Origin of the sequence: Flaviflexus equikiangi, from assembly GCF_014069875.1 — a bacterium.
Classification (GTDB): domain Bacteria; phylum Actinomycetota; class Actinomycetes; order Actinomycetales; family Actinomycetaceae; genus Flaviflexus; species Flaviflexus equikiangi.
In genome coordinates this window covers 696,485-718,211 of record NZ_CP059676.1, presented here as the reverse complement: position 1 = coordinate 718,211, position 21,727 = coordinate 696,485, and the positions used below count along the sequence as shown (strand labels likewise).

23 protein-coding genes are annotated in these 21,727 nt (G+C 63.4%); 4 read left to right on the top strand and 19 right to left on the bottom strand.

Annotation, left to right across the window (positions count from 1 at the left end; translation table 11 throughout):
* Nucleotides 1-92 precede the first annotated feature (92 nt).
* Nucleotides 93-764: a GntR family transcriptional regulator gene (locus H2O75_RS03460; RefSeq protein WP_182173705.1), complete on the top strand. Its 672-nt coding sequence runs from the start codon at nt 93-95 to the stop codon at nt 762-764.
* Nucleotides 765-822: 58 nt separating this feature from the next.
* Here H2O75_RS03460 and H2O75_RS03455 read toward each other — a convergent pair whose 3' ends face one another.
* The 11 genes from H2O75_RS03455 to pyrH form a co-directional block, all read right to left on the bottom strand.
* Nucleotides 823-2,619, bottom strand: coding sequence for a proline--tRNA ligase (locus H2O75_RS03455; protein WP_182174876.1), 1,797 nt, complete (start codon nt 2,617-2,619; stop codon nt 823-825).
* Nucleotides 2,620-2,666: 47 nt separating this feature from the next.
* The gene (locus H2O75_RS03450; protein WP_182173702.1) at nt 2,667-3,509 is read right to left on the bottom strand and encodes a GNAT family N-acetyltransferase; all 843 of its coding nucleotides are present in this window, start codon (nt 3,507-3,509) and stop codon (nt 2,667-2,669) included.
* Complete coding sequence (gene ispG, locus H2O75_RS03445) at nt 3,509-4,645, bottom strand: flavodoxin-dependent (E)-4-hydroxy-3-methylbut-2-enyl-diphosphate synthase (protein ID WP_182174875.1); 1,137 nt, start codon at nt 4,643-4,645, stop codon at nt 3,509-3,511. Before ispG ends, H2O75_RS03450 begins: the two co-directional genes overlap by 1 nt.
* Nucleotides 4,646-4,800: 155 nt before the next feature.
* Nucleotides 4,801-5,151 (bottom strand): YciI family protein, encoded by a 351-nt coding sequence (locus H2O75_RS03440; RefSeq protein WP_182173699.1) that lies wholly within the window; start codon nt 5,149-5,151, stop codon nt 4,801-4,803.
* 64 nt (nt 5,152-5,215) lie between these two features.
* On the bottom strand, nt 5,216-6,511 hold the full coding sequence (locus H2O75_RS03435) for a M50 family metallopeptidase (protein ID WP_182173696.1): 1,296 nt from the start codon (nt 6,509-6,511) through the stop codon (nt 5,216-5,218).
* Nucleotides 6,508-7,692 carry a 1-deoxy-D-xylulose-5-phosphate reductoisomerase gene (dxr, locus tag H2O75_RS03430; RefSeq protein WP_182173693.1) on the bottom strand — a complete coding sequence of 395 codons (1,185 nt, stop codon included), beginning with the start codon at nt 7,690-7,692 and terminating at the stop codon, nt 6,508-6,510. Before dxr ends, H2O75_RS03435 begins: the two co-directional genes overlap by 4 nt.
* On the bottom strand, nt 7,689-8,237 hold the full coding sequence (locus H2O75_RS03425) for a DivIVA domain-containing protein (RefSeq protein WP_182173690.1): 549 nt from the start codon (nt 8,235-8,237) through the stop codon (nt 7,689-7,691). The genes dxr and H2O75_RS03425 overlap by 4 nt, the downstream gene beginning before the upstream one ends.
* On the bottom strand, nt 8,237-9,379 hold the full coding sequence (rlmN, locus tag H2O75_RS03420) for a dual-specificity RNA methyltransferase RlmN (RefSeq protein ID WP_182174874.1): 1,143 nt from the start codon (nt 9,377-9,379) through the stop codon (nt 8,237-8,239). The genes H2O75_RS03425 and rlmN overlap by 1 nt, the downstream gene beginning before the upstream one ends.
* Nucleotides 9,380-9,462: 83 nt before the next feature.
* Nucleotides 9,463-10,338, bottom strand: a complete 876-nt coding sequence (locus H2O75_RS03415; RefSeq protein WP_240161827.1) for a phosphatidate cytidylyltransferase — start codon at nt 10,336-10,338, stop codon at nt 9,463-9,465.
* Nucleotides 10,338-10,895, bottom strand: coding sequence for a ribosome recycling factor (gene frr, locus H2O75_RS03410; RefSeq protein ID WP_182173687.1), 558 nt, complete (start codon nt 10,893-10,895; stop codon nt 10,338-10,340). Before frr ends, H2O75_RS03415 begins: the two co-directional genes overlap by 1 nt.
* Nucleotides 10,892-11,671: a UMP kinase gene (gene pyrH / locus H2O75_RS03405; protein WP_182173684.1), complete on the bottom strand. Its 780-nt coding sequence runs from the start codon at nt 11,669-11,671 to the stop codon at nt 10,892-10,894. Before pyrH ends, frr begins: the two co-directional genes overlap by 4 nt.
* A gap of 246 nt (nt 11,672-11,917) precedes the next feature.
* Here pyrH and H2O75_RS03400 point away from each other — a divergent pair, with 246 nt between their 5' ends.
* Nucleotides 11,918-12,370 (top strand): GNAT family N-acetyltransferase, encoded by a 453-nt coding sequence (locus H2O75_RS03400; protein ID WP_182173681.1) that lies wholly within the window; start codon nt 11,918-11,920, stop codon nt 12,368-12,370.
* 64 nt (nt 12,371-12,434) lie between these two features.
* On the opposite strand, the gene H2O75_RS03395 is transcribed toward H2O75_RS03400, so the two are convergent.
* The 4 genes from H2O75_RS03395 to H2O75_RS03380 all read right to left on the bottom strand — a co-directional run bounded on the left by H2O75_RS03395 (nt 12,435) and on the right by H2O75_RS03380 (nt 16,236).
* Nucleotides 12,435-12,920: a DUF456 domain-containing protein gene (locus H2O75_RS03395; protein WP_182173678.1), complete on the bottom strand. Its 486-nt coding sequence runs from the start codon at nt 12,918-12,920 to the stop codon at nt 12,435-12,437.
* Nucleotides 12,921-12,989: 69 nt separating this feature from the next.
* On the bottom strand, nt 12,990-13,490 hold the full coding sequence (locus tag H2O75_RS03390) for a hypothetical protein (RefSeq protein WP_182173675.1): 501 nt from the start codon (nt 13,488-13,490) through the stop codon (nt 12,990-12,992).
* 157 nt (nt 13,491-13,647) lie between these two features.
* Entirely contained in the window at nt 13,648-15,039 is a 1,392-nt protein-coding gene (locus H2O75_RS03385) for a class II fumarate hydratase (protein ID WP_182173672.1), read from the bottom strand.
* An 81-nt stretch (nt 15,040-15,120) separates the two neighbouring features.
* Nucleotides 15,121-16,236, bottom strand: a complete 1,116-nt coding sequence (locus H2O75_RS03380) for a GuaB3 family IMP dehydrogenase-related protein (RefSeq protein WP_182173669.1) — start codon at nt 16,234-16,236, stop codon at nt 15,121-15,123.
* A gap of 59 nt (nt 16,237-16,295) precedes the next feature.
* On the opposite strand from H2O75_RS03380, the gene H2O75_RS03375 reads away from it, so the two are divergent.
* A complete protein-coding gene (locus tag H2O75_RS03375; RefSeq protein ID WP_182173666.1) occupies nt 16,296-17,042 on the top strand; it encodes an exonuclease domain-containing protein in 747 nt (248 codons plus the stop codon).
* On the opposite strand, the gene H2O75_RS03370 is transcribed toward H2O75_RS03375, so the two are convergent.
* From H2O75_RS03370 to guaB, 3 genes are all read right to left on the bottom strand, one after another.
* On the bottom strand, nt 17,039-18,199 hold the full coding sequence (locus H2O75_RS03370; protein WP_182173663.1) for an LL-diaminopimelate aminotransferase: 1,161 nt from the start codon (nt 18,197-18,199) through the stop codon (nt 17,039-17,041). The genes H2O75_RS03375 and H2O75_RS03370 overlap by 4 nt on opposite strands.
* Before the next feature lie 4 nt (nt 18,200-18,203).
* Nucleotides 18,204-19,070: a diaminopimelate epimerase gene (dapF, locus tag H2O75_RS03365; RefSeq protein WP_259365329.1), complete on the bottom strand. Its 867-nt coding sequence runs from the start codon at nt 19,068-19,070 to the stop codon at nt 18,204-18,206.
* Between the two features lie 165 nt (nt 19,071-19,235).
* Nucleotides 19,236-20,741, bottom strand: coding sequence for an IMP dehydrogenase (gene guaB, locus H2O75_RS03360; protein WP_182173660.1), 1,506 nt, complete (start codon nt 20,739-20,741; stop codon nt 19,236-19,238).
* Between the two features lie 207 nt (nt 20,742-20,948).
* Between guaB and H2O75_RS10790 the strand changes: the two genes are divergently transcribed.
* Nucleotides 20,949-21,242: a WhiB family transcriptional regulator gene (locus H2O75_RS10790; RefSeq protein ID WP_187996898.1), complete on the top strand. Its 294-nt coding sequence runs from the start codon at nt 20,949-20,951 to the stop codon at nt 21,240-21,242.
* 62 nt (nt 21,243-21,304) lie between these two features.
* Here the strand turns inward: H2O75_RS10790 and groES are convergent, their stop codons facing one another.
* Nucleotides 21,305-21,601: a co-chaperone GroES gene (gene groES / locus H2O75_RS03350; RefSeq protein ID WP_182173654.1), complete on the bottom strand. Its 297-nt coding sequence runs from the start codon at nt 21,599-21,601 to the stop codon at nt 21,305-21,307.
* Nucleotides 21,602-21,727 lie beyond the last annotated feature (126 nt).

Sequence of the window (21,727 nt, the reverse complement as noted above, 5' to 3'; positions counted from 1 at the left end):
CCACCCGAGCATCGTTGCCCGGACCACATTATGTAGACGTAATGTATACATGACATGTACAGGTTGTAAAGCGCATCGTCTACACTCGGACCATGGACAACGGCATGACGGGTGAAAGTCCCCGGAAGACTCGCACGCTCTCAGCAAGCGACCGCGCCTACGAATGGATCAGGAACGCGATCCTCACAGGGGTGTTCCGAGAAGGCGAATTCCTCGACGAGGTCGCCCTCTCTCACGAGGTCAACACCTCACGGACACCCGTCCGAGAGGCACTGCACCGCCTCCAGGCAGAGCGTTTCATCGATATTCTTCCCAGGCGAGGAGCACAGGTGCGCATGATCAGCGCCCGCGAGCTCGAAGAGGTCTATGCGACACGATTCGTCCTCGAATCGCATGCTTTCGACGAAATCGTCTCCCAGGGTCATGCCCTCCCCCGCCGTGCTACCGAGATCGCCGAAGAGCTCTACGAGGCGGGCACGAAGGAGCGCTGGAACGACGTCGCCCAGCTCGACCAGCGCCTCCATTCCCTCTTCGTCTCCCACGCGGGAAACGCAGTCATGAGCGAACTGTATGACTCGCTCCAGCCGCGCCAGGTGAGACTCTCGGTCCGCACCATTTCGACTGCCCCGGATCGTCTCGACATCATCCACGGCGAACACCTGGCACTCATCGAGCACCTATCGACGGGCAACCTCGAGTCGGCAGTCGCAACGCTGAAGAAGCATCTTGACAGGATCCCGTCCCTCATGAGGACATTCTCCTGAACGTCCTGAACGCCACTGCCCCGCGTGGGGTGCGGAGGAAGACTCCCCCGCACCCGCACTATTCGCCGTGTGCGGCCAGATCGGCCCGCAGCAGCTCAGAAAGGTGTGCGACAGCGTCGGCGACGGGCGTCTCGATCGATTCACCGGTCACGCGGTTGCGGATCTCCACGGTCCCATCGGCGAGACCGCGTCCGACGACGAGCCCGTAGGGAATGCCGAGAAGTTCATAGTCCTTGAACTTCACACCGGCAGAAACCTTGACCCGATCATCGTAGACGACCTCGAAGCCGGCATCGGTGAGCTCTGCGGCGATTTCCTCAGCCTTATCGAAGATCTCCGCGCCCTTCCCGGTTGCCAGCACGTGAACGTGGGCGGGTGCGATGTTGATGGGCCACACGAGACCGAACTCGTCATGGTTCTTCTCCGCGAGCGCGGCGAGCACGCGCGAGACGCCGAGACCGTAGGAGCCCATGGTGACGACGCGGGACTTGCCGTTCTCGTCCAGGACAGTCAAGCCAAGGTTCTCTGCGTACTTCCGTCCCAGCTGGAAGATGTGGCCGACCTCGATGCCGCGGGCGAGCTCGAGCGGGCCCGAACCGTCGGGAGACGGATCACCCGCACGAATCTCGACAGCTTCGATCGTGCCGTCCGCCTCGAAGTCGCGGCCGTACACGAGGTTGAAGACATGCTTCGCGTTCTCGTTGGCACCCGTGATCCAGGCTGATCCGCGGGCCACGCGGGGGTCGAGGAGGTAGCGGACAGATCCTGAGATCACGCCGTCCTCGGTGACGCGGCTCGGCGAATTGGGGCCGATGGCCATGGGGCCGATGTAGCCGGGGACGAGCTCGGGATGCTTCTTGAGATCCTCCGCGGTCGCCACCTCCACCTCGGCGGGGGACAATGCCGCCTCGACGCGCTTGAGGTCGACATCCCTGTCTCCCGGGACGCCCACGACGATGACCTCGCGGGTGCCGTCGGGATGTCCGAGGGCGAGGACGACGTTCTTCAACGTGTCGGCCGCACCCCACGGTTCGGCCTTCGGCTTGAGCTCGTTCGCAACCGCCACGAGAGTATCGATCGTCGTCGATTCGGGAGTGTCGAGAACCTCTGCGGCGGGAACATCTGAGCAGTCGAGCTCCGGTGCCTGCGGCGTGGTCACCGCCTCCGCATTCGCGGCATAGCCCGATGCTGCACGGACGAACGTGTCCTCCCCGATCGGTGTGGGGTGGAGGAACTCCTCTGACCGCGATCCTCCCATCGCACCGGACATGGCGGAGCAGATGACGTAGTCGAGGCCGAGACGCGCGAAGATCTTTTCGTACGTGTCCCGCATGCACTGGTACTGGACGTCCAGGCCCTCGTCGGCCACGTCGAAGGAATAGGCGTCCTTCATGATGAATTCGCGGCCCCGGATCAGGCCGGCGCGGGGCCGTGCCTCATCGCGGTACTTCGTCTGGATCTGGTAGAGCATGAGCGGGAGGTCCTTGTACGAGGAGTACAGGTCCTTCACCAGGAGGGTGAACATCTCCTCGTGCGTGGGCGCGAGGAGGTAGTCGTTGTCGCGGCGGTCCTTGAGGCGGAACAGGTTCGGGCCGTACTCGGTCCACCGGTTCGTCGCCTCGTAGGGCTCGCGCGGCAGCAGGGCCGGGAAGTGGACTTCCTGGGCGCCCGTGGCGTCCATTTCTTCCCGCACGATCCGCTCGACTTTGCGGACGACCTTGAGGCCGAGAGGGAGCCACGTATAGACGCCCGGGGCGGCACGGCGAATGTAGCCGGCACGGACCAGGAGCTGGTGGGAGGGGACTTCAGCATCTGCCGGGTTCTCCCGAAGGGTCCGGACAAAGAGATTCGACATTTTCAGCACGGACTCAGCTTACCTAACCTTTGCCGTGCCACAGCGACTCAGAGGAGAACGGTCGCGAATTCACCCACCTGGCGGAAACCCACCCTGTCGTACATCCTGAGAGCCGCATGGTTGTAGGAGTTGACGTAGAGGGACACGGTGGGCGCGATACGCGAACGAACATGCTCGACCACGGCCGACATCGCCGCCGTGCCGATACCCTGCCCGCGCAGGTCTGGGGCCGTCCACACGCCCTGGATCTGGGCCACCCCGCCCCACAGTGCGCCGATGTCGGCCTTGAACTCGACCCGCACCTTCCCGTCGGGGCCGATCCCCGTGCGGAGGAAGGTGTGCCCCTGCCTGCACAGCTCGTAGACTCGCGAGATGTATCCCGGGCCGTACGTCGTCGGATCGTAGCCGACCTCTTCCGTGAACATCGCGATCGCGGCGGGAGTGACAAGCCCAGCATCATCGATCGTGGCAGGCCGCACCCGCGGGTCCGGGGCGATGCTCGACTCGCCGGCGACCAGGGAGGGCTGGCTGGCGCGCACTTCGGCTTCGCCCCAATCGTGGCGGAGCATCTCCCACAGATCGAGAACCTCCTCCGACCGCCCGACGACCGAGGAGCATTCACGGGGCCGGCCGAGCACATAGTCCGCATAGAGGACTCGATCAGCATGGTCCGTGCCGACGGGAACCATGTTCGCCCCGTACCATACGGCGGAATGAAGCTCTCCAGCCTCGAGAACGCCGAGCATGCGGGACGAGCCGAGACCCATCGAGTCCACGTGGACGGCGGCGAGAATAGATGAGACGGGGTCGTCAAGGAACTGCTCACGAACCGCATTCCTGTGGCGCCCCGAGAGCCGCGTGACACGCGGCCCCGACGAGGGCCAGAACATTACACGATGACGTCAGGTGTGACGCCCTCGGTCGCTTCCAGACCCATCTCCTCCGCAACCGCACGCGCTCTCGCGACGAGCGTGGCAACGATCTCCGACTCCGGGACGGTGTCGACAACCTTGCCCTTGACGAAGATCTGTCCCTTGCCGTTGCCGGAGGCGACACCCAGGTCTGCTTCTCGGGCCTCCCCCGGGCCGTTGACGACACACCCCATGACGGCAACACGAAGGGGGAACGTCACGTCTTTCAAGCCCTCGGTGACGCGTTCCGCAAGGTCGTAGACATCGACCTGCGCCCTGCCGCACGAGGGGCACGACACGATCTCGAGTTGCTTGGGACGCAGGCCGAGAGAACGAAGAATCTGTTCACCGACCTTGATCTCCTCCACCGGCGGTGCCGAGAGCGAGACGCGGATCGTGTCTCCGATGCCCTGGGAGAGGAGCGCCCCGAAAGCGACAGCTGACTTGATCGTCCCCTGGAAGGCAGGACCTGCCTCTGTCACCCCGAGGTGGAGCGGCCAATCGCCCTCCTCGGACAGGAGCTGGTAGGCGCGCACCATGACGACCGGATCGTGGTGCTTCACCGAAATCGCGAAATCGTAGAAGCCAGCATCCTCGAAAAGACGAGCCTCCATGACGGCAGATTCCACCATGGCTTCGGGAGTGGCCTTACCATATTTCTTGAGCAGACGAGGATCGAGCGATCCCGCATTGACGCCGATGCGCATGGCGGTGCCATGAGCATTCGCCGCGGCCGCGATCTCCGGGATCTGATCATCGAAACGCTTGATATTGCCGGGGTTGACCCGCACTCCCATGCCAGCCTCGATCGCGGCGAACACGTAGCGCGGCTGGAAGTGAATATCTGCGACGACGGGGATAGTCGACTGCTGGGCGATGATCTTCAGCGCGTCGGCATCCTTGTCTGTCGGGCAGGCAACCCGGACGATGTCGCAACCCGAGGCCGTGAGCTCCGCGATCTGCTGCAATGTCGCACCGATGTCGTGGGTCTTCGTTGTCGTCATCGACTGCACTGAGATCGGCGCGTCGCCTCCCACATAGACGTCACCCACCTTGATCTTGCGGGTCTTCTTGCGCGGGGCAAGCACAGCCGGCTCTTCATGGATACCGGGCATTCCAAGCGAAATGGGTTCAGTCACATGATCATTATGGCACTGCATGCCACGAGATTCCCCCGAATAGTCCCGCCCAAAAAAGGAATGAGACACCGCCACAGCCGCGAATCGGCTCGAATCCGGGAAAAGACTGCGCCAACCATGTCCTCAGGGACTCAGTCGGCCCCCGGGGAGGCATGCGGATCCTCCGCGAAGACGCGGACCTCCTGCGCACATCGACACGCCGCCGCGAATCGCGCCGCCCATGACACAGCCTCATCGAAAGAGGGAAGCGACAGGAGGGCGAACCCGCCTTCGATGTGTTCCGTCTCGGGATAGTTTCCGCGGGTGATGGCACCGTCGGCCTCGACGAGGATGGGCGGGGTGTCATGAGAGAGGGCTCCCCCGCACAGCCACACACCCGAGGCCTTCGCGTCCGCCACAACCGCATGGGAATCGGTCGATGCCGCCGCCACATCATCCGTCGGCATAGCGTTCTTCGGGAATGAGATCATGAACGTTGGCATATCCACCTCCGAGGCGAGTTCTCTCCGAGGGTAGTCGCGATCAGCGGCCGGTGGAAGGGCCCACCTAGTACAGGGTGATGGGGTTGAAGATGTCGACGACGATGAGAATCACCGTCATGAGGATGAAGGCACCCGCGACTGCGTAGCTCAGCGGCATGAGTCTTGCCGTGTCGGCGGGGCCCGGATCGGGCCGGCCTCTCATCGCCGCCCACCTGCGACGTGCCCCCTCATAGAGCGCCCCCGTGATGTGACCGCCGTCGAGCGGCAGAAGAGGCAGCATGTTGAAGGCGAAGAGTGACACGTTGAGTGCGATCAGCAGGTTGATGAGATCCGCGGTCTTCTCGGTCGCGGAATAGCCATCGATATCGGCGCCCGTGATCTGCCCCGCAACCTGGGCGACTCCGATGATGCCGACGATCGAGGACTGGTCGCGTTCCTGACCCGTGACGAAATCTGTGGTCAAGCTCCACAGCTGTTGGGGAAGACGTACGATCACTCCCGCGGTGCGCCACAGCATGTCGCCGATATAGCCTGGCACGGCCGTGATGCTCTGCCGCTCCAAACCGATCGCGGGGGCGATGCCGACGTAGGGCACGACCTGGGTGAGCTCCTCACCGTTCTCGAGAACGACCTGGCCGTCCTCGTCGACAACGGGACGCTCGAGCATCACCGGCGTGACCGTCAACGAGATCGTGTCACCATCTCGATCGACCGTGACCTCTGTCGGGGAGGCTGTCCCGGATGATATTGCCTGCTGAACATCGGTCCACGACTGGGTGGGAGTTCCACCCCAGGACAGGATCGTGTCTCCCGGGCGCAGACCTGCCGTCTCAGCGGGAGTCACGGGATCAGCATCCGAACACTCCGAGGCGCTCACGCAGGCCGGTATGGCACCCACCTGGTTGAGAAGTGCGGGTGCTCCGATGCCGACGAGGAGAACGACTGATAGGGCGAGTGCGATGAGGAGGTTGACGAAGGGCCCGCCGAACATGACCGCCAGCTTCTTCGGAACCGACAGGCGGTAGAACGCATGCTCCTCCTCGCCCGGCTCGATCTGCTCTGCGGAGACTCTCCTAGCCTCCTCTGCGAGAGTCAGCTGGCCCTTCCTGTTGGTCAGGACAACACCGTCTTTCGCCGGGGCATACATTCCGCTCAGCTGCACGAATCCGCCCAGCGGGATTGCCTTGACCCCATACTCGGTCCCGCGGAATGTCCGCGAGAACAGTGTCGGCCCGAAGCCGATGAAATACTTCGGCACCTTGACGCCGAAGAGCTTGGCGGGCACAAGGTGGCCGATCTCGTGCAGCGCGATCGCGAGGATGACGCCGATGACAAGGACAAACAATCCGGCGATGCTCACGAGGCTATCTCCCGGGCACGGCGACGCGCCCACTCTTCCGCCTCGCCGACGGCGTCGACTGTCAACGACGGAGGCGAATCGAACTCTTCCACGACCTGACGGACGACGTCCCCCATAGCGAGATATCCGAGCGCTCCGCCGAGGAACGCGGCCACAACCTCTTCATTGGCCGCATTCAAGACGGCGGGATGAAGGGGACCGGCCTCGAGCGCCGCTCTGGCAAGGCGCAAAGCGGGGAAGGTGTCATGGTCAACGGGTTCGAAGGTCCACTCGACTGGGCTATCCCATGAGCATGGTGCCGCAACCGAGGGAAGACGCTCGGGCCAGGTCAATCCCAGCGCGATCGGAAGCTTCATGTCAGGTGGGGAGGCTTGCGCCAGGGTTGACCCGTCGACGAACTCGACCATCGAGTGGATGACGGACTGCGGGTGGACGACGGGCACGATCGACGCGGGCGCAATGTCGAACAGGAGCGACGCTTCGATGAGCTCCAGTCCCTTGTTCATGAGCGTGGATGAGTTGATCGTGACGACCGGCCCCATGGACCACGTCGGATGGTTGAGGGCCGCGGACGCGGTGACTCTCTCGAGTTCTGCACGCTTCTTCCCCCGGAAGGGCCCACCGGATGCTGTGAGGATCAGCTTCGCGACATCGGAACGCCCGCTCACGACGGGCGAAGTCAAGCCCTTCTCGTGCCGTCCTCCCCGAAGAGCCTGCGCAATGGCGGAATGCTCCGAATCGACGGGGACGATCTGGCCAGGTCTCACCATCGCTTCACGCACCAGCGCCCCACCGGCAACAAGGGACTCCTTGTTCGCAAGGGCAAGCGTTGCACCCGACTGGAGTGCTGACAGTGTGGCGGGAAGCCCAATAGAACCGGTGATGCCATTGAGGACCGTACCGTCCGGGACGAGGCGTGCGATCTCAACATTCGCATCGGGCCCGGAGATGATCGTCGGGGTGACTCCGAGGCTCTGGCACGCTCTGTCCAGGTCATCCACGCGTGCCGGGTCGGCGATGCCGATGGTGGGGACGCGGAACTCTGCGGCCTGCTGCGCGAGCAGCTCGACGTGGCCGCCTCCAGCGGTTAAACCGACGATCGACAGGTCGTGGCTGCGTGCCAGGTCGAGTGCCTGCGTGCCGATCGATCCGGTCGACCCGAGGACGACGACGCGCCTCATTCGACTGCCTGGAGGACGGACAGCGCCCGATCGAGGTACGCATCGACAACGTTGACGTCGTAGGCGCGGGACTTCCCCTTCATCGTGAACGACGCACTGAGGATGTCGCGTGCGACGAGCTCATGCCCGCCGTCGAAGTATTTCGCGAGCCGATCGAGGAGGTCATCGACCTCGACTCGACTGTAGCCCCGCCCGCGGACGGGGGCCCGGAATCGTTCCCCCCGGGGACGGTTGAGACGCGGGTAGAGCGTCGACGCGGACTCGTAGGCCTCCATCAGCCACGCATCCGTCCCCGACGTGGTCACGACTGAGGCTCTCTTACGCTGCCAGCAGGCCCGCTCGAGCCGTTCGAGCGCCTGATCGACCTCGACCGTGCTGTAGCCATTGCGGGTGAGTGGGAATGCGACGGTGCGGACGCGTTCCGCGTTGAGTTCATCCGGCAGCTCGTCCTTCTGATAGAGCTCTCTCGCATGGCTGAAGAACTCATCGACGTCGGCGACCCGGTAGCCGCGCCGCAGGGCTCCGCTCCTCGTGAAGGCAGACACTATCCTCGACCTTTCTGGGCCACCAGCTCAGCAGCCAGCTGACCACACGCACCATCGATATCGGAACCTCGAGTGTCCCGAATCGTCGTCTGGATGCCATTGTCTCGCAGAGTCTTGACGAAGACGTCCTGGGAGCGGCGTGTCGACGACGTCCATACAGAACCCGGGGTGGGGTTGAGCGGGATCGGATTGACGTGGGCCCAGCCGTGTCCGCGGCGGTTCAGCTCATCCGCGAGCGCCTTCGCCCGCCATTCGTGGTCGTTCATGTCCTTGATCAGGGCGTATTCGATCGACACGCGGCGGCCCGTCTTGACGAAGTAGCGTCTCGCAGCATCGAGCAGCTCGGCGACTTTGAAGCGGGAGTTGATGGGGATGAGTTCGTCGCGCAGACCATCATCGGGGGCATGGAGGGAGACTGCCAGCGTCACGGGCAGGCCCAGATCGCCCAGCTTGTCGATGCCGGGAACGAGGCCGACCGTTGAGACGGTCACTCCCCGGGCGGACATGCCGAACCCTGCCGGGGCGGGGTCGCACATCCTGTGAAGAGAGGCGAATACTGCCTTGAAGTTGACGAGAGGCTCCCCCATGCCCATGAAGACGATGTTTGTCAGGCGGACGGGTTCGCCGAGATCCCCGCGCTCGCACGCCAGGTGGGCGTGGCGGATCTGCTCGATGATCTCGGCTGTCGACAGGTTACGGGTGAAACCCTGTTGGCCTGTGGCGCAGAATGGGCATGCCATGCCGCACCCGGCCTGGGAGGAGACGCAGAGCGTAGCCCTGTCCGGGTAGCGCATGAGAACCGATTCGACCATGGCGCCGTCGTACAGCTTCCACAGTGTCTTGATCGTCGAGCCGCCGTCTGCTTCGAGATCGCGGACCTTCTCGAGGAGCGGCGGGAACAGTGTCTCGCCCAACCGCTCCCTGTCGGATGCTGGCAGGTCTGACATCTGCGACGTGTCCGCGTTCCGGTGTACGAAGTACTGGCGGGCAATCTGGTCCATCCGAAAGCCCGGAATATCGAGCTCGGCTGCGAGCTCTTTGCGCTCCTCGACCGAGAGGTCGGCGAAGTGGCGGGGCGGCTTGCCTCGGCGCTGCGCGGTGAACGTCAGGACCGGGCGGGGCCCTGATTCGACGACGGGCATGACCTGGCGGGGCTTCGAAGTACTCACCGCCCAAGTCTCTCAAATGAGGCTGGGAGTTAACACCCGAAGTTGAGCAGGATAGGTCACGTCCCCGTGGCCGCGAGGAGGAGGATATAGACGACCGGAGCACATACGAGAATCGAATCGACCCTGTCGAGCACGCCCCCGTGCCCGGGGAAGATCGATCCCATGTCTTTCACGCCCAGGTCGCGCTTGAGCAGCGATTCCGACAGGTCCCCCGCAGTGCCGGCAATCGTGCAGGCAACCCCGAGGATGATCCCCCACCACCACGTGATGTCGAGGGCGAACTGTGCGCAGACGATTCCCGCGAGCGTGGAAAGAGCGATCGATCCACCAAAACCCTCCCACGACTTCTTCGGCGAGATCGTGGGCGCCATGGGGTGCTTGCCCAGCAGGACGCCGGAGAAATACCCGCCAGTATCGGAGGCGACCGGCAGGAGAACGAAGGTGATCACGGCCCATGCCCCGTTGTCGAGCCCTGCGAGGAGGGTCGCGAAACCGCCGAGCAGGCCGATCCATGCGAGGGCGAAGAGCGCGGCCGCGCAGTCTCTCGCAGCCCACTGCCCGCCCGCTCGGAACCTCCACGCGATCACCAGGAGGGATCCGTAGAAGAAGGAGACGAGGAGGCCGAGTTCGCCATAGAACCTGGTTGCCAAGACGATCGCTACAGCGGCCGTCCACAGCGGTGCGATCGGCAGGTAGAACCCGCGCGTGGAGAACGCGCCGGCTGCCTCCCACAGTCCCACCACCATGAAGGCGATGACGACGAGCATGAAGAGATCGATCCACACGAACAGTGACAATGCCACGACCGCGAGGAGGCCGAGAGCCGTCGCGATCGCGGCGGGAAGATTGCGCCCCGCCTTCGATTCGGCAGGGGGCGGCGGTGTGGGAGGCCGCGGCGCGAGCCTCCCCAACCACACGTCACCCATGATCATCAGACCTCGAGGAGGTCCTTTTCCTTCGCTTCGAGGAGCTGGTCGATCAGGTCCGTGTGACGCTTCGTGATCGCCTCGAGCTCCTTCTCGGCGCGCTCGACGTCGTCCTCTCCCGCTTCGCCGTCCTTCTTGATGCGGTCGAGCTCTTCCTTGGCCTTGCGGCGGACGGCTCTGATGGAGATGCGAGCATCTTCCGACTTCGTACGAGCAAGCTTCACGTAGTCGCGGCGACGCTCTTCCGTCAACGGGGGCAGGTTGATGCGCAGGAACTGACCATCGTCGGTCGGGTTCACACCCAGGTCCGACTCTCGCAGCGCCTTATCGATCGCGCTGATGGAGCTGCGATCGTAGGGCGCGATCGTGACGGTCCGCGCCTCCGGCACGGCCACCGTGGCGAGCTGCTGGAGGGGCGTTGCCGCGCCATAGTAGTCCACGAGGATCTGGTTGAACATTCCGGCGTTCGCACGCCCGGAACGAATGTGGCTGAAGTCGTTCTGGGCGACCTCAATCGCACGCTCCATTTTTTCTTCTGCTTCGAGCAGCGTCTCATCGATCATGAGTTGTCCTGTTCTGGTGTTGTTGAGACTACGGTACCGATATTTTCGCCGAGAAGCGCACGTGTGACGGCACCATCTTCTCCCATGCCGAACACCCGCATGTTCATGTTGTTGTCCATACACATGGAGAACGCCGCCGCATCGACCACGCGAAGGTTCTGGGCAAGGGCTTCCTGGTAGGTGACGAAGTCGAGCTTCTTCGCTGACGGATCAACGTTCGGGTCCGCCGTGTACACGCCATCGACCCCGTTCTTTCCGACAAGGATCTCGTCGCAGCGCAGTTCGAGTGCACGCTGGGCAGAGACCGTGTCGGTGGAGAAGTAGGGCATGCCGGCGCCGGCGCCGAAGATCACGACCCGGCCCTTTTCCAGGTGCCGGATGGCACGCAGCGGAATATAGGGTTCCGCCACCTGGGTCATGTTGATGGCGGTCTGGACGCGCGACGGCACGCCGGCGTGTTCGAGGAAGTCCTGAAGCGCCACGGCATTGATCACGGTGCCGAGCATGCCCATGTAGTCGGCCCGCGCCCTGTCCATGCCAGCGTTCTGGAGCTCGACTCCGCGGAAGAAGTTCCCGCCGCCCACGACGATGGCTACCTGGACGCCCCTGTGCACGGCTTCCTTGATCTCGGCTGCGACACGGGTGAGGATGTGAACGTCGAGACCGACCGCCCCACCACCGAACATTTCACCCGAGAGTTTGAGTAGGACTCGACGGGTCTGGTCATTGTTGTAATCGCCAAGAATTGGCGCCGTATGTGAGTGTGTGTCGGACATGGTTCTCGAGGGTCCCTCCCGCTAGGAATTATCCGTCTTTCAGCCTATCCGACTGAGCGTCCTTTAGTCGCCTCCCCTGGCGCGAATTCCCCCACCTTTGACCCTTGGGGTGAAGAGAGGCGATCGTCCCACTGACGGCACGATGTGCACGTGAGCCGGCCGCTTCTCAGACGCGCACCGCAAAGAAACCTCACACGGCCGCCTCGATGGTGGCACACTGTTACGGTACGTATCGGAAGGAACACTATGCCTGTAGAACTCGTCAACGATGCAACTCCGGAGGTTGTCGAAGCGATCAACACGCTTCTGCCGCAGCTCTCCTCCTCGGCCTCGACCCTGAGTGAGGAGGAGATCGATGTCTTCCTCAGCCAGGACAACGTCTATCTCTTCATGTTCCGCAGCGAGGGCACCAACGAGATCACCGGCATGCTCAGCCTTGCCACCTTCCGCATCCCGACAGGTCTGCGCGCCTGGATCGAGGACGTCGTCGTTTCGACAGCAGCACGCGGCCAGGGAGCCGGGAAGGCCCTCGTCGACGAGGCCGTGGCCTTTGCCGGGAAGATGGGTGCCAAGTCTGTCGATCTCACCTCCCGCCCCAACCGGGAATCCGCGAACCGGCTCTACGTCCGCTGCGGTTTCGATAAGCGGGAGACCAACGTCTACCGGTACAAAGAGGCCCAGGTCATCGACTCGATCTGACGCATCCGCGCCTCGCGGCAGTCCGCGGGGATCGTTCGTCTATGGGGCGAGGATCAGTCCCACCCTATGAGGTGAGAATCAATCCGAGGACCCACAGTCCAGCGCAGATGGCGCCCGCGGCAAGCTCGATGATGACAGAGAGCAGAACACCCTTGAGTGCGATCATCGTCTGGCGCCACGCAGCGGCCGGGTTCTTCAACCGAACGAGTTCGGCAAGATAGACACCGACGACGAAGCCGATCGGCATACCGATCACGGGGATGACGAAGAAGCCGATGAAAGCGAGAACGATACCGGCCGTCAACGCGCTCCAAGGAGTTCCCTCGTCCCTCATCATCCGGGCCGGCAGGAGGAAGCTCAGAACATAGGCCAGGACGACGACGGCAGCGACCGCGGCGAAGATCAGCCAAGCGGTCGCTGTACCGGTGAACCCAGCCCACACCCCGATCGCGATCAGAATGATCGGCAGACCGGGGTAGAGCTGGATGATGGTGCCGATGATGCCGGCCGCGATCGCGAGGCCGACGAGAATGAGTCCGGGAAGTTCCACCCCCACAGACTACTGGTGCCCGGCAGTAAACCGCAGGTCAAGAACGTCGGGCTACGGCCCGGCCTGCTCTCAGTCGGCGGACGGCGCCGAGGGAGACGACACCGGAGAAGGCGCAGAGACGGGGCTCGGTGCGGACACGGGTGAGGGCGCAGACACCGGGCTAGGCGCGGACACTGGGCTGGGCGCAGACACCGGGCTGGGCGCGGACACCGGGGAGGGTGCCTGCTTGTTGACGGCTGGCGCCTGCTGAGGTGTCTGCGTTGCTGCGGGCGCTGTGACGGTGCCGGGTGCCGACACTGCCGAAATGGCAGTGACAGCGGATTGCGGCGTCATAGGAGAAACCGTCGACTGTGCGGTGACGGGTGAGGTTGTCGATACCGCGCTCACGGTCGTGGTGGCTGAGACCGTGGAGACGGCTGTCGGTGTCGAGATCACGTTGACGGTCCCCGAGGGAGCCTCAGGACCATATTCCCGATCGTTCATCGTGTCTGCCGATGCAAGCCCCGCCACTCCCGCGACGATGGTGACGGCACCGAGAGTGCCGGTTGCGATCCACAATGTGCGTGCCATGATGTGCTCCTTAACTTCTGTGAAGCCCTTCGGCTTCCCGTTGTGTCTCCATTGAATGCGGAAGAGATGAACCCAGGAGGAGCACACCATGAGAAAACACTCATGCGTCAGGGCCCCCACCCAGAGATCCTGGTGCGGGGGCCCTGACGGTGATCGATCAGGACGGGCGCGTCATGGAAGCCACGTCGAGAGCAGTGTCGAGCTGCTCCTCTGTGATCTCGCCGCGCTCGACGAATCCGAGATCGATGACGGCCTGGCGGACCGTCATGTTCTCCTTGACCGAGTGCTTCGCGATCTTCGCGGCATTCTCGTAGCCGATGATTCGGTTGAGAGGCGTGACGATCGACGGCGACGACTCGGCCAGTTCCTTGGCCCGCTCGACATTCGCGGTGATGCCGTCGACGCAGCGCACGGCAAGCGTCTCGGAGACGTTGGCGAGAATCGTCATCGACTCGAGCAGGTTCTGCGCCATCACGGGAAGCATGACGAGAAGATCGAAGTTGCCCTGGGCACCCGCGAAGGCGATCGCGGCATCGTTACCGATGACCTGGGCTGCGACCTGGACGGTGGCCTCGGGGAGAACCGGGTTGACCTTGCCCGGCATGATCGACGAACCCGGCTGGAGGTCGGGGAGGTTGATCTCGCCGATACCGGCGCGGGGTCCCGAGCCTGCCCAGCGCAGATCGTTGGCGATCTTCACGAGGGACACAGCGACGACACGGAGTGCACCGGAGGCCTCGACAAGGGAATCCTGTGCGGCCTGCGCCTCGAAGTGGTTGGGTGCCTCAACGAACGGCAGGTCCATGTTCTCCGCGATGAGCTCGATGACCCTGGCTGAGAAACCTGCCGGGGTGTTGATGCCGGTGCCGACAGCGGTGCCGCCCAGGGGAAGCTCGGCAAGGTGCGGGATGGTCGCCTCGACACGGGTGATGCCGTTGCGGATTTGCTGCGCATACCCGGAGAACTCCTGCCCGAGCATGATCGGCGTCGCATCCATGAGGTGCGTACGTCCCGCCTTGACGACATCCTTGAACTCTTCGGCTTTCCTCTCCAGGGATTCTGCGAGAACCGTGAGCTTGGGGATGACAACGCGGACGGCCGCCTCGGTCGCTGCGATGTGGATGGAGGAGGGGAAGACGTCATTGGATGACTGCGACGCGTTGACGTGATCGTTGGGGTGGATCTCGATTCCGGAATCACGGGTGGCGATCGTCGAGATGACCTCGTTCGTGTTCATGTTCGAGGAGGTGCCGGAACCCGTCTGGAAGACGTCGATCGGGAACTCGCCATCGTGCTGGCCCGCGATGACCTGGTCGGCGGCGGCAACGATCGCATTCGCCTTATCCTCGGAGATCACTCCAAGCTCGGCGTTGGCGAGAGCGGCGGCGCGCTTCACCTGCCCGAGTGCACTGATGTGATGGGAGGTGAGAGTCTTGCCCGAGATGGGGAAGTTCTCAACGGCGCGCTGGGTCTGCGCCCGGTAGAGGGCGTCGATCGGGACCTGCACGTCGCCCATCGTGTCGTGTTCTATGCGAAACTTTGCACTCACTTCATTTCTCCTTTGATGCCATGAGTTCGTTCCTCCATTGTCCCCCACGTCCGTGGCGGAAACATCGGAAATTGGTCCCGTTTAATCAGGTTGGACGACGATCTCCACCCGCTGGAACTCTTTGAGGTCCGAATAGCCGGACGATGCCATGGCGTGCTTGAGCGCTCCGACGAGATTGAGGACGCCGCGAGCGTTGTGTGCGGGCCCGAAAAGGATCGACTCGAGAGGCCCCTCGTTGCCCACCCACACGCGTTCGCCTCTCGGGAGGTTGGGATGGCGGGCTTCAGCCCCCCAATGCCAGCCCCTGCCGGGAGCCTCATCCGCGCGCGCCAGCGCGGTGCCCAGCATGACACCGTCCGCCCCGCACGCCAGTGCCTTGACGATGTCTCCGGAGGATGAGACGGACCCGTCCGCGATGACGTGGACGTAACGGCCGGAGGACTCGTCGAGGTAGTCGCGGCGTGCCGCGGCGATGTCGGCGACGATGGTCGCCATGGGGGAAGCGACCCCGATGGTGCGGCGATTCGCGGAGGATGCTCCCCCGCCGTATCCGGCCAGCACACCGGCGGCGCCGGTGCGCATGAGATGAAGGGCAGCCGTGTAGGTGACGGCTCCGCCCACGATGACGGGAACGTCAAGTTCGTAGATGAAGCGCTTGAGGTTGAGCGGCTCCCGATTCGATGACACGTGCTCTGCCGACACGGTCGTGCCCCGGATGAAGAACAGGTCGACACCCGCCTCGACGACGGTCCGCCAATGCTCCTGCGTCCGCTGGGGAGACAGGGCTGCCGCGACCGTGACGCCAGCGTCGCGGATCTCCGACAGTCGCGCGGAGATGAGGTCAGGCTTGATGGGCTCGCGATACACCTCCTGCATGCGGACCCCGGCCGCCTCGACGGGAAGGTTCGCGAGCTCCTCGAGAATAACCGTGGGATCCTCGTACCGGGTCCACAGCCCCTCGAGGTCGAGCACGCCCACTCCCCCGAACCTTCCCATCGCAATCGCCGTCTGCGGGGACGTCACGGAGTCCATGGGGGCAGACATGATGGGAATGTCGAGATAGTAGGCATCGACCTGCCATCCGGTCGACACGTCCGTTGCGTCGCGGGTGCGCCGGGACGGCACCACCGCCACCTTGTCGAGTGTGTATGCCACGCGGGCTCGTTTGCCTCGGCCGATCTCTACCTCTTGTACCATTCCCCCAGTGTAACGAGGCGCGCCACACATGTGTCCGCGTGCCCGCGTAGGATTGGGCCATGTCACCTCATCTGTCCTGGTCGAGCGGTCCGCTCCTCGGTTTCGATACCGAGACCACCGGTGTGTCGCCCCTTCATTCGCGCATCGTCACCGCCTCCATCGTCGTGACGGGTGAGGAGCCGACCATCCATAACTGGATCCTGGACCCGGGCGTCGAGATTCCGAGTGCGGCGGTCGATGTGCACGGGATATCGACGGCCCGCGCCCGCGCCGAAGGAGCGGATCCGCTCTTCGCTCTCGCCGAGATTCGCGACGTACTCGTGGCTGGGATGAAGGCGGGCTATCCGGTCGTCGCGTTCAATGCGCCGTTCGACTTGACGCTGCTCGAGGCGGAGCTGACCCGCTACGGTCTCGACACGATGTCGGCGCTGCTCGGCCGGGAGCCCTTCCCCGTCCTCGACCCGCTGGTCCTCGATCGCATGCTCGACCCATATCGGAAGGGACCGCGTCGCCTCGAGACTCTCATCAGCCTGTACCGTCTTGACGCGACGGGCTTCCACGACGCGGAGAACGATGTCGTCGCGACGCTGAAGCTGCTGCGCGCCATGGTGAAAGACCACGCCATGCTCCGAGCATCATCCCTGCGGAAGCTCTACGAGCTGCAGGCATCGACTCACCAGAAGTGGGCGGAATCCTTCAACCGTTACCTCGTCGATCAGGGCAGGCCCGCCAATGTCGACGGACATTGGCCCCTGATGCCGCTGCCGGGGCCAGACGGAGACGTGCCCCCGGGTCTCGACAGCTAGGCCATCGCCCCCTTCATACGCCGCACGGCTTCTCGCAGCTGATCGTCGGGTGTTGTCAGGGAGAGGCGGATGTAGCCCTCACCGTCAGCGCCATAGCCGCTGCCGGGCGTGACGACGACGTGGGCTTTCTCGAGCAGTGTGGTCGCAAAAGACTCGGACGTTTCGCCGGCCGGTACTTTCGCCCAGACATAGATGGTCGCCTTGGGGCTGTCGCATTCGACTCCGATGGCGTGGAGCGCGTCCACGAGCAGGTCTCTCCGCCGCGCATACACCCCGCACATTGCGGTCACGTCGTCCTGGCAGTCGGTCAGCGCAACGATTCCTGCCTCCTGGACGGCAGTGAACTGTCCCGAGTCGAGATTGTTCTTCACTTTTCCTAGGGCCGCGATTGCGCGAGCGCTGCCGCACGCAAAGCCGAGGCGCCAGCCCGTCATGTTGAACGGTTTCGACAGGCTGAAGAACTCGATGCAGACATCGCGGGCCCCTGGACGTTCGAGGATCGAGGGCGCGACGTAGCCGTCGAATGTGAGGTCGGAGTATGCGTTGTCGTGGGCGAGGAGGATGTCGTGTTGTCGGCAGAAGTTGATCGCAGCATCGAAGTATTCGGGGGTCGCGATCGCACCCGTCGGGTTGTTCGGGTATCCGAGGAACATGATCTTGGCTTTCTTCGCCACCTCGTCCGGAACGGCGGTGAAGTCCGCCAGGAATCCGTTGTCTGCCGTCATCGGCATCGCCCACGTCTGAGCATTCTGCAGGACTGCGCCCGTCACGTAGACGGGATATCCGATCGATGGGACGAGGACATAATCGCCGGGGTCGACGAAGGCGGTGTGCAGGTGGGCGATTCCCTCTTTCGAGCCGATCAGAGTGAGAACCTCGGTGGCGGGATCGACCTCGACTCCGAAACGGCGACTCATGTACGAGGCTGCTGCCGTCCTGAAGGCCAAAGAGCCGGCGTAGTCAGGATACTGATGGTTGGCGGGGTTGCGGACAGCCTCGACCATGGCCTCCACGATCCGTTCCGGCGTCGGCATGTCAGGATCCCCGATGCCGAGCGAGATGACGTCGATGCCTCTCTCGACTAGCGCGGCCCGCTTGCGGTCGATGTCGGCGAAAAGATAGGGCTTGATTCCGCTGAGTGCGTGAGCTTCGTGCATGGATCTACTCCCATGTTCCGTGGAAAACTGTTGAGGCTGGCCCTGTCATGTGGACGCCGTCCTCCCGATAGTCGATGTGAAGGGTGCCGCCTGGCAGGTGAACCGCCGAGGAGGGTCCCGTCCGCCCGGTCAGATATGCGGCGACGAGAACGGCACACGCCCCCGTGCCGCAGGCGAGTGTCTCTCCCACCCCGCGTTCATACACCCTCATGTGAAGCCCATCGGGTTCGACCGTCACGAACTCGATGTTGGCCTTCTCGGGGAACACGGTATGCGATTCGAGGTAGGGGCCGATGGCGGACAGATCAAGGCTGTCCAGGCGGTCGCCCCGGACGAGCTCGTCGGGCATGCTCTCCAGGTCGACGAACCAGACAGCATGAGGGTTGCCCATCGACACGCAGGTCACTGTCGCGGGGCACCAGGGCGTGGGGATCATCAGCGCTCCGACGTAGGGCACGCCGCCATGGTCGCTATCGACCGGGGCGTGGACGGGGATAGCGGCGGGGTCGAGGATCGGTTGCCCCATGGTGACCGTGGCACGGCTGAGCCTCCCTCCTGCCGTCTCGAAACGCACCTCTTTCAGCCCTGCCCGGGTGCCGATGCGAAGGCTGTCCCTGCCAGGGGGTAGGTAACCCCGATCGACAAGGAACTTTGCGGTCACCCGGACGCCGTTCCCGCACATCTGGGCCAGGCTGCCGTCCGCGTTCCGGTAGTCCATGAACCCGTCCTCTTCCCCGGGACGGACGATGATCACGCCATCCGCCCCGATCCCGCGATGGCGATCGCACATGGCGGAGACGTCATCGCTCGACAGGTCGATGGGAGATGTCATGCCATCAATAACAATGAAATCATTGCCAAGCCCATGCATTTTCGTGAAGGAATACGCCATATGTCTCACCGTTCTTTTGGGTAACGCTCTATTTTTACTCACGATCGACCCAGTGAACAGTCTTTCTCACATGATAAACACGACGTATGCCAGAAATGAGAAACCCTCCCGCCTTGGCTGGCGGGAGGGCATCGATTCTCGTTCTCAGTTCACCGTGTAATTCGGCGCCTCAGCAACAGCAGTGATGTCATGCGGATGCGATTCCTTGAGGCCCGCGGGAGTGATGCGAATGAACTTCCCCTTCGCCTTCAGCTCCTCGACCGAGCGCGCCCCCACATAGAACATGGATTGGTGGAGTCCGCCGACCAGCTGGTGCGTGACGGTTCCGAGGCTGCCCTTGTAGGACACTTTGCCCTCGATCCCCTCGGGGACGATCTTGTCGTCGGAAGAGACATCGGCCTGGAAGTAACGGTCCTTCGAGAAAGACTTCTTGCCCCGCGACGCCATCGCCCCGAGCGACCCCATGCCGCGGTAGGCCTTGTACTGCTTGCCGTTGATGAGGACAAGCTGGCCGGGAGACTCCTCACATCCCGCCAGGAGGGAACCGATCATCACCGTGTCCGCGCCCGCAACGAGAGCCTTCGCGATGTCTCCCGAGTACTGGAGGCCACCATCGCCGATCACGGGGACGCCGAGCGGCTTGCACGCCTTGGCGGCCTCGTAGATGGCGGTGATCTGGGGGACACCGACGCCGGCGACGACGCGGGTCGTGCAGATCGAGCCCGGACCGACGCCCACCTTCACGGCGTCCGCTCCCGCCTCCGCGAGTGCCTTCGCACCCTCGTAGGTGGCGACGTTTCCGCCGATGATCTGGACATTATCGAAAGTCGAGTCGGCCTTGAGGGAGCGGATCATGTCGAGCGCCAGCTTGGCCTGACCGTTCGCCGTGTCGACGACGAGAACGTCAACTCCTGCCTCCGCGAGCGCTTCGGCGCGCTGGAACGCATCCCCGAAGTAGCCCACTCCAGCGCCCACGAGGAGGCGGCCCTGGGAGTCCTTGGACGCGTCGGGGAACTGCTCCGAGCGGACAAAGTCCTTGACCGTGATCAGGCCCGTGAGGACGCCGGTCTCGTCGACGAGCGGCAGACGTTCGCGCTTGTACTTGCGCAGGAGGCGTGTCGCCTCCTCATGGCTGATATCCGTGGGGCCGGTGACGATCCCTTCCGATGTCATGACATCGCGGACGAGGGTCGTCCCCCATTCAGCAACCGGGGTGAAACGGAGGTCCCTGTTCGTGCAGATTCCGAGGAGCTTACCGGCGGGATCGACGACGGGCAGTCCCGAGACGCGGAACTGGCCGCAGATCGCATCGAGTTCATCCAGCGTCGCATCGGGGCCGATCGTGACAGGGTTGGTGATGCGCCCGGTCTGGGTCCTCTTCACGAGGCCCACCTGATGAGCCTGATCCTCGATCGAGAGGTTGCGATGAAGGATACCGATGCCTCCATTGCGTGCCATCGCAATCGCCATCCGCGCCTCGGTGACCGTATCCATCGCTGCCGAGGCAAGCGGGATCTTCAGCGTGATGTTCTTCGTCAGGCGCGACGACGTATCGACCTCGGAGGGGATGACGTCTGTCTCTCCCGGGAGGAGAAGGACGTCGTCGTAGGTCAGTCCGACAAAACCAAAGGGGTCATCATGTGTGCTCACACCCCAACCTTAAGTCCTCCCCGGCGAACTATCGACGTTCGAAGATGTGAGAATCATCTGGGAAGCACTCCCCACCCGCTCCCCGCCGATTTCGTTGACTTAGCCCGTGACCAGGGAAAAGATGATGACGTACAGAAATCGTTGACAGCAAGCGGGATCGAGTGTCCGTGCGCGTCAGAGCATCAGCCAGGAAGGGGTGCAGCTTACGTGGCAGACATCCACAGATTACCGAGGCCCCTCTCAGACAACTGGGAGTGGCAACTCGACGGATTGTGTCGAGACATGGACTCGAACCAGTTCTTCCATCCTGAAGGTGAGCGGGGCGGGCCCCGGCGAAGGCGTGCCGAGGCAGCGAAGAAGATCTGCGCCCAGTGTCCGGTGCTCGACATCTGCCGCCAGCACGCATTGGAGACGCAGGAGCCGTACGGAGTCTGGGGTGGCCTGAGCGAGGAGGAGCGTCACGCGATGCTGGCCTCGAAGCGCATCAAGCGCGTGTCGTAGAACCGTTCGCGGGGACAGCAAAAGGGGCGATCCTATCGGATCGCCCCTCTTTCTCTTGCGAGTTACTTCTCGACTACTGCGAGGACGTCGCGAGCGGACAGGATGAGGAACTCCTCGCCGCCGTACTTGACTTCGGTGCCACCGTACTTCGAGTAGATGACGACATCGCCGACGGCGACGTCAACCGGAATGCGGGTGCCCTTATCGTCGACACGGCCCGGCCCAACGGCCACGACCTTGCCCTCTTGCGGCTTTTCCTTGGCAGTATCAGGGATAACGAGACCCGAGGCCGTCGTCGTCTCAGCTTCGAGCTGAGTAATGACGATGCGATCCTCGAGAGGCTTAATGGAGACCGACACGCGGACCCCTCCTTTTCGTAAAATCGGGTTGGATAACGCTTCGTCCGCCGTCGCGGGGGTCGAACTCAACGTCAGCGTGGCGAACCACGTCTGTTCTTTAGAGTAAGGCGAAATTAGCACTCGGTC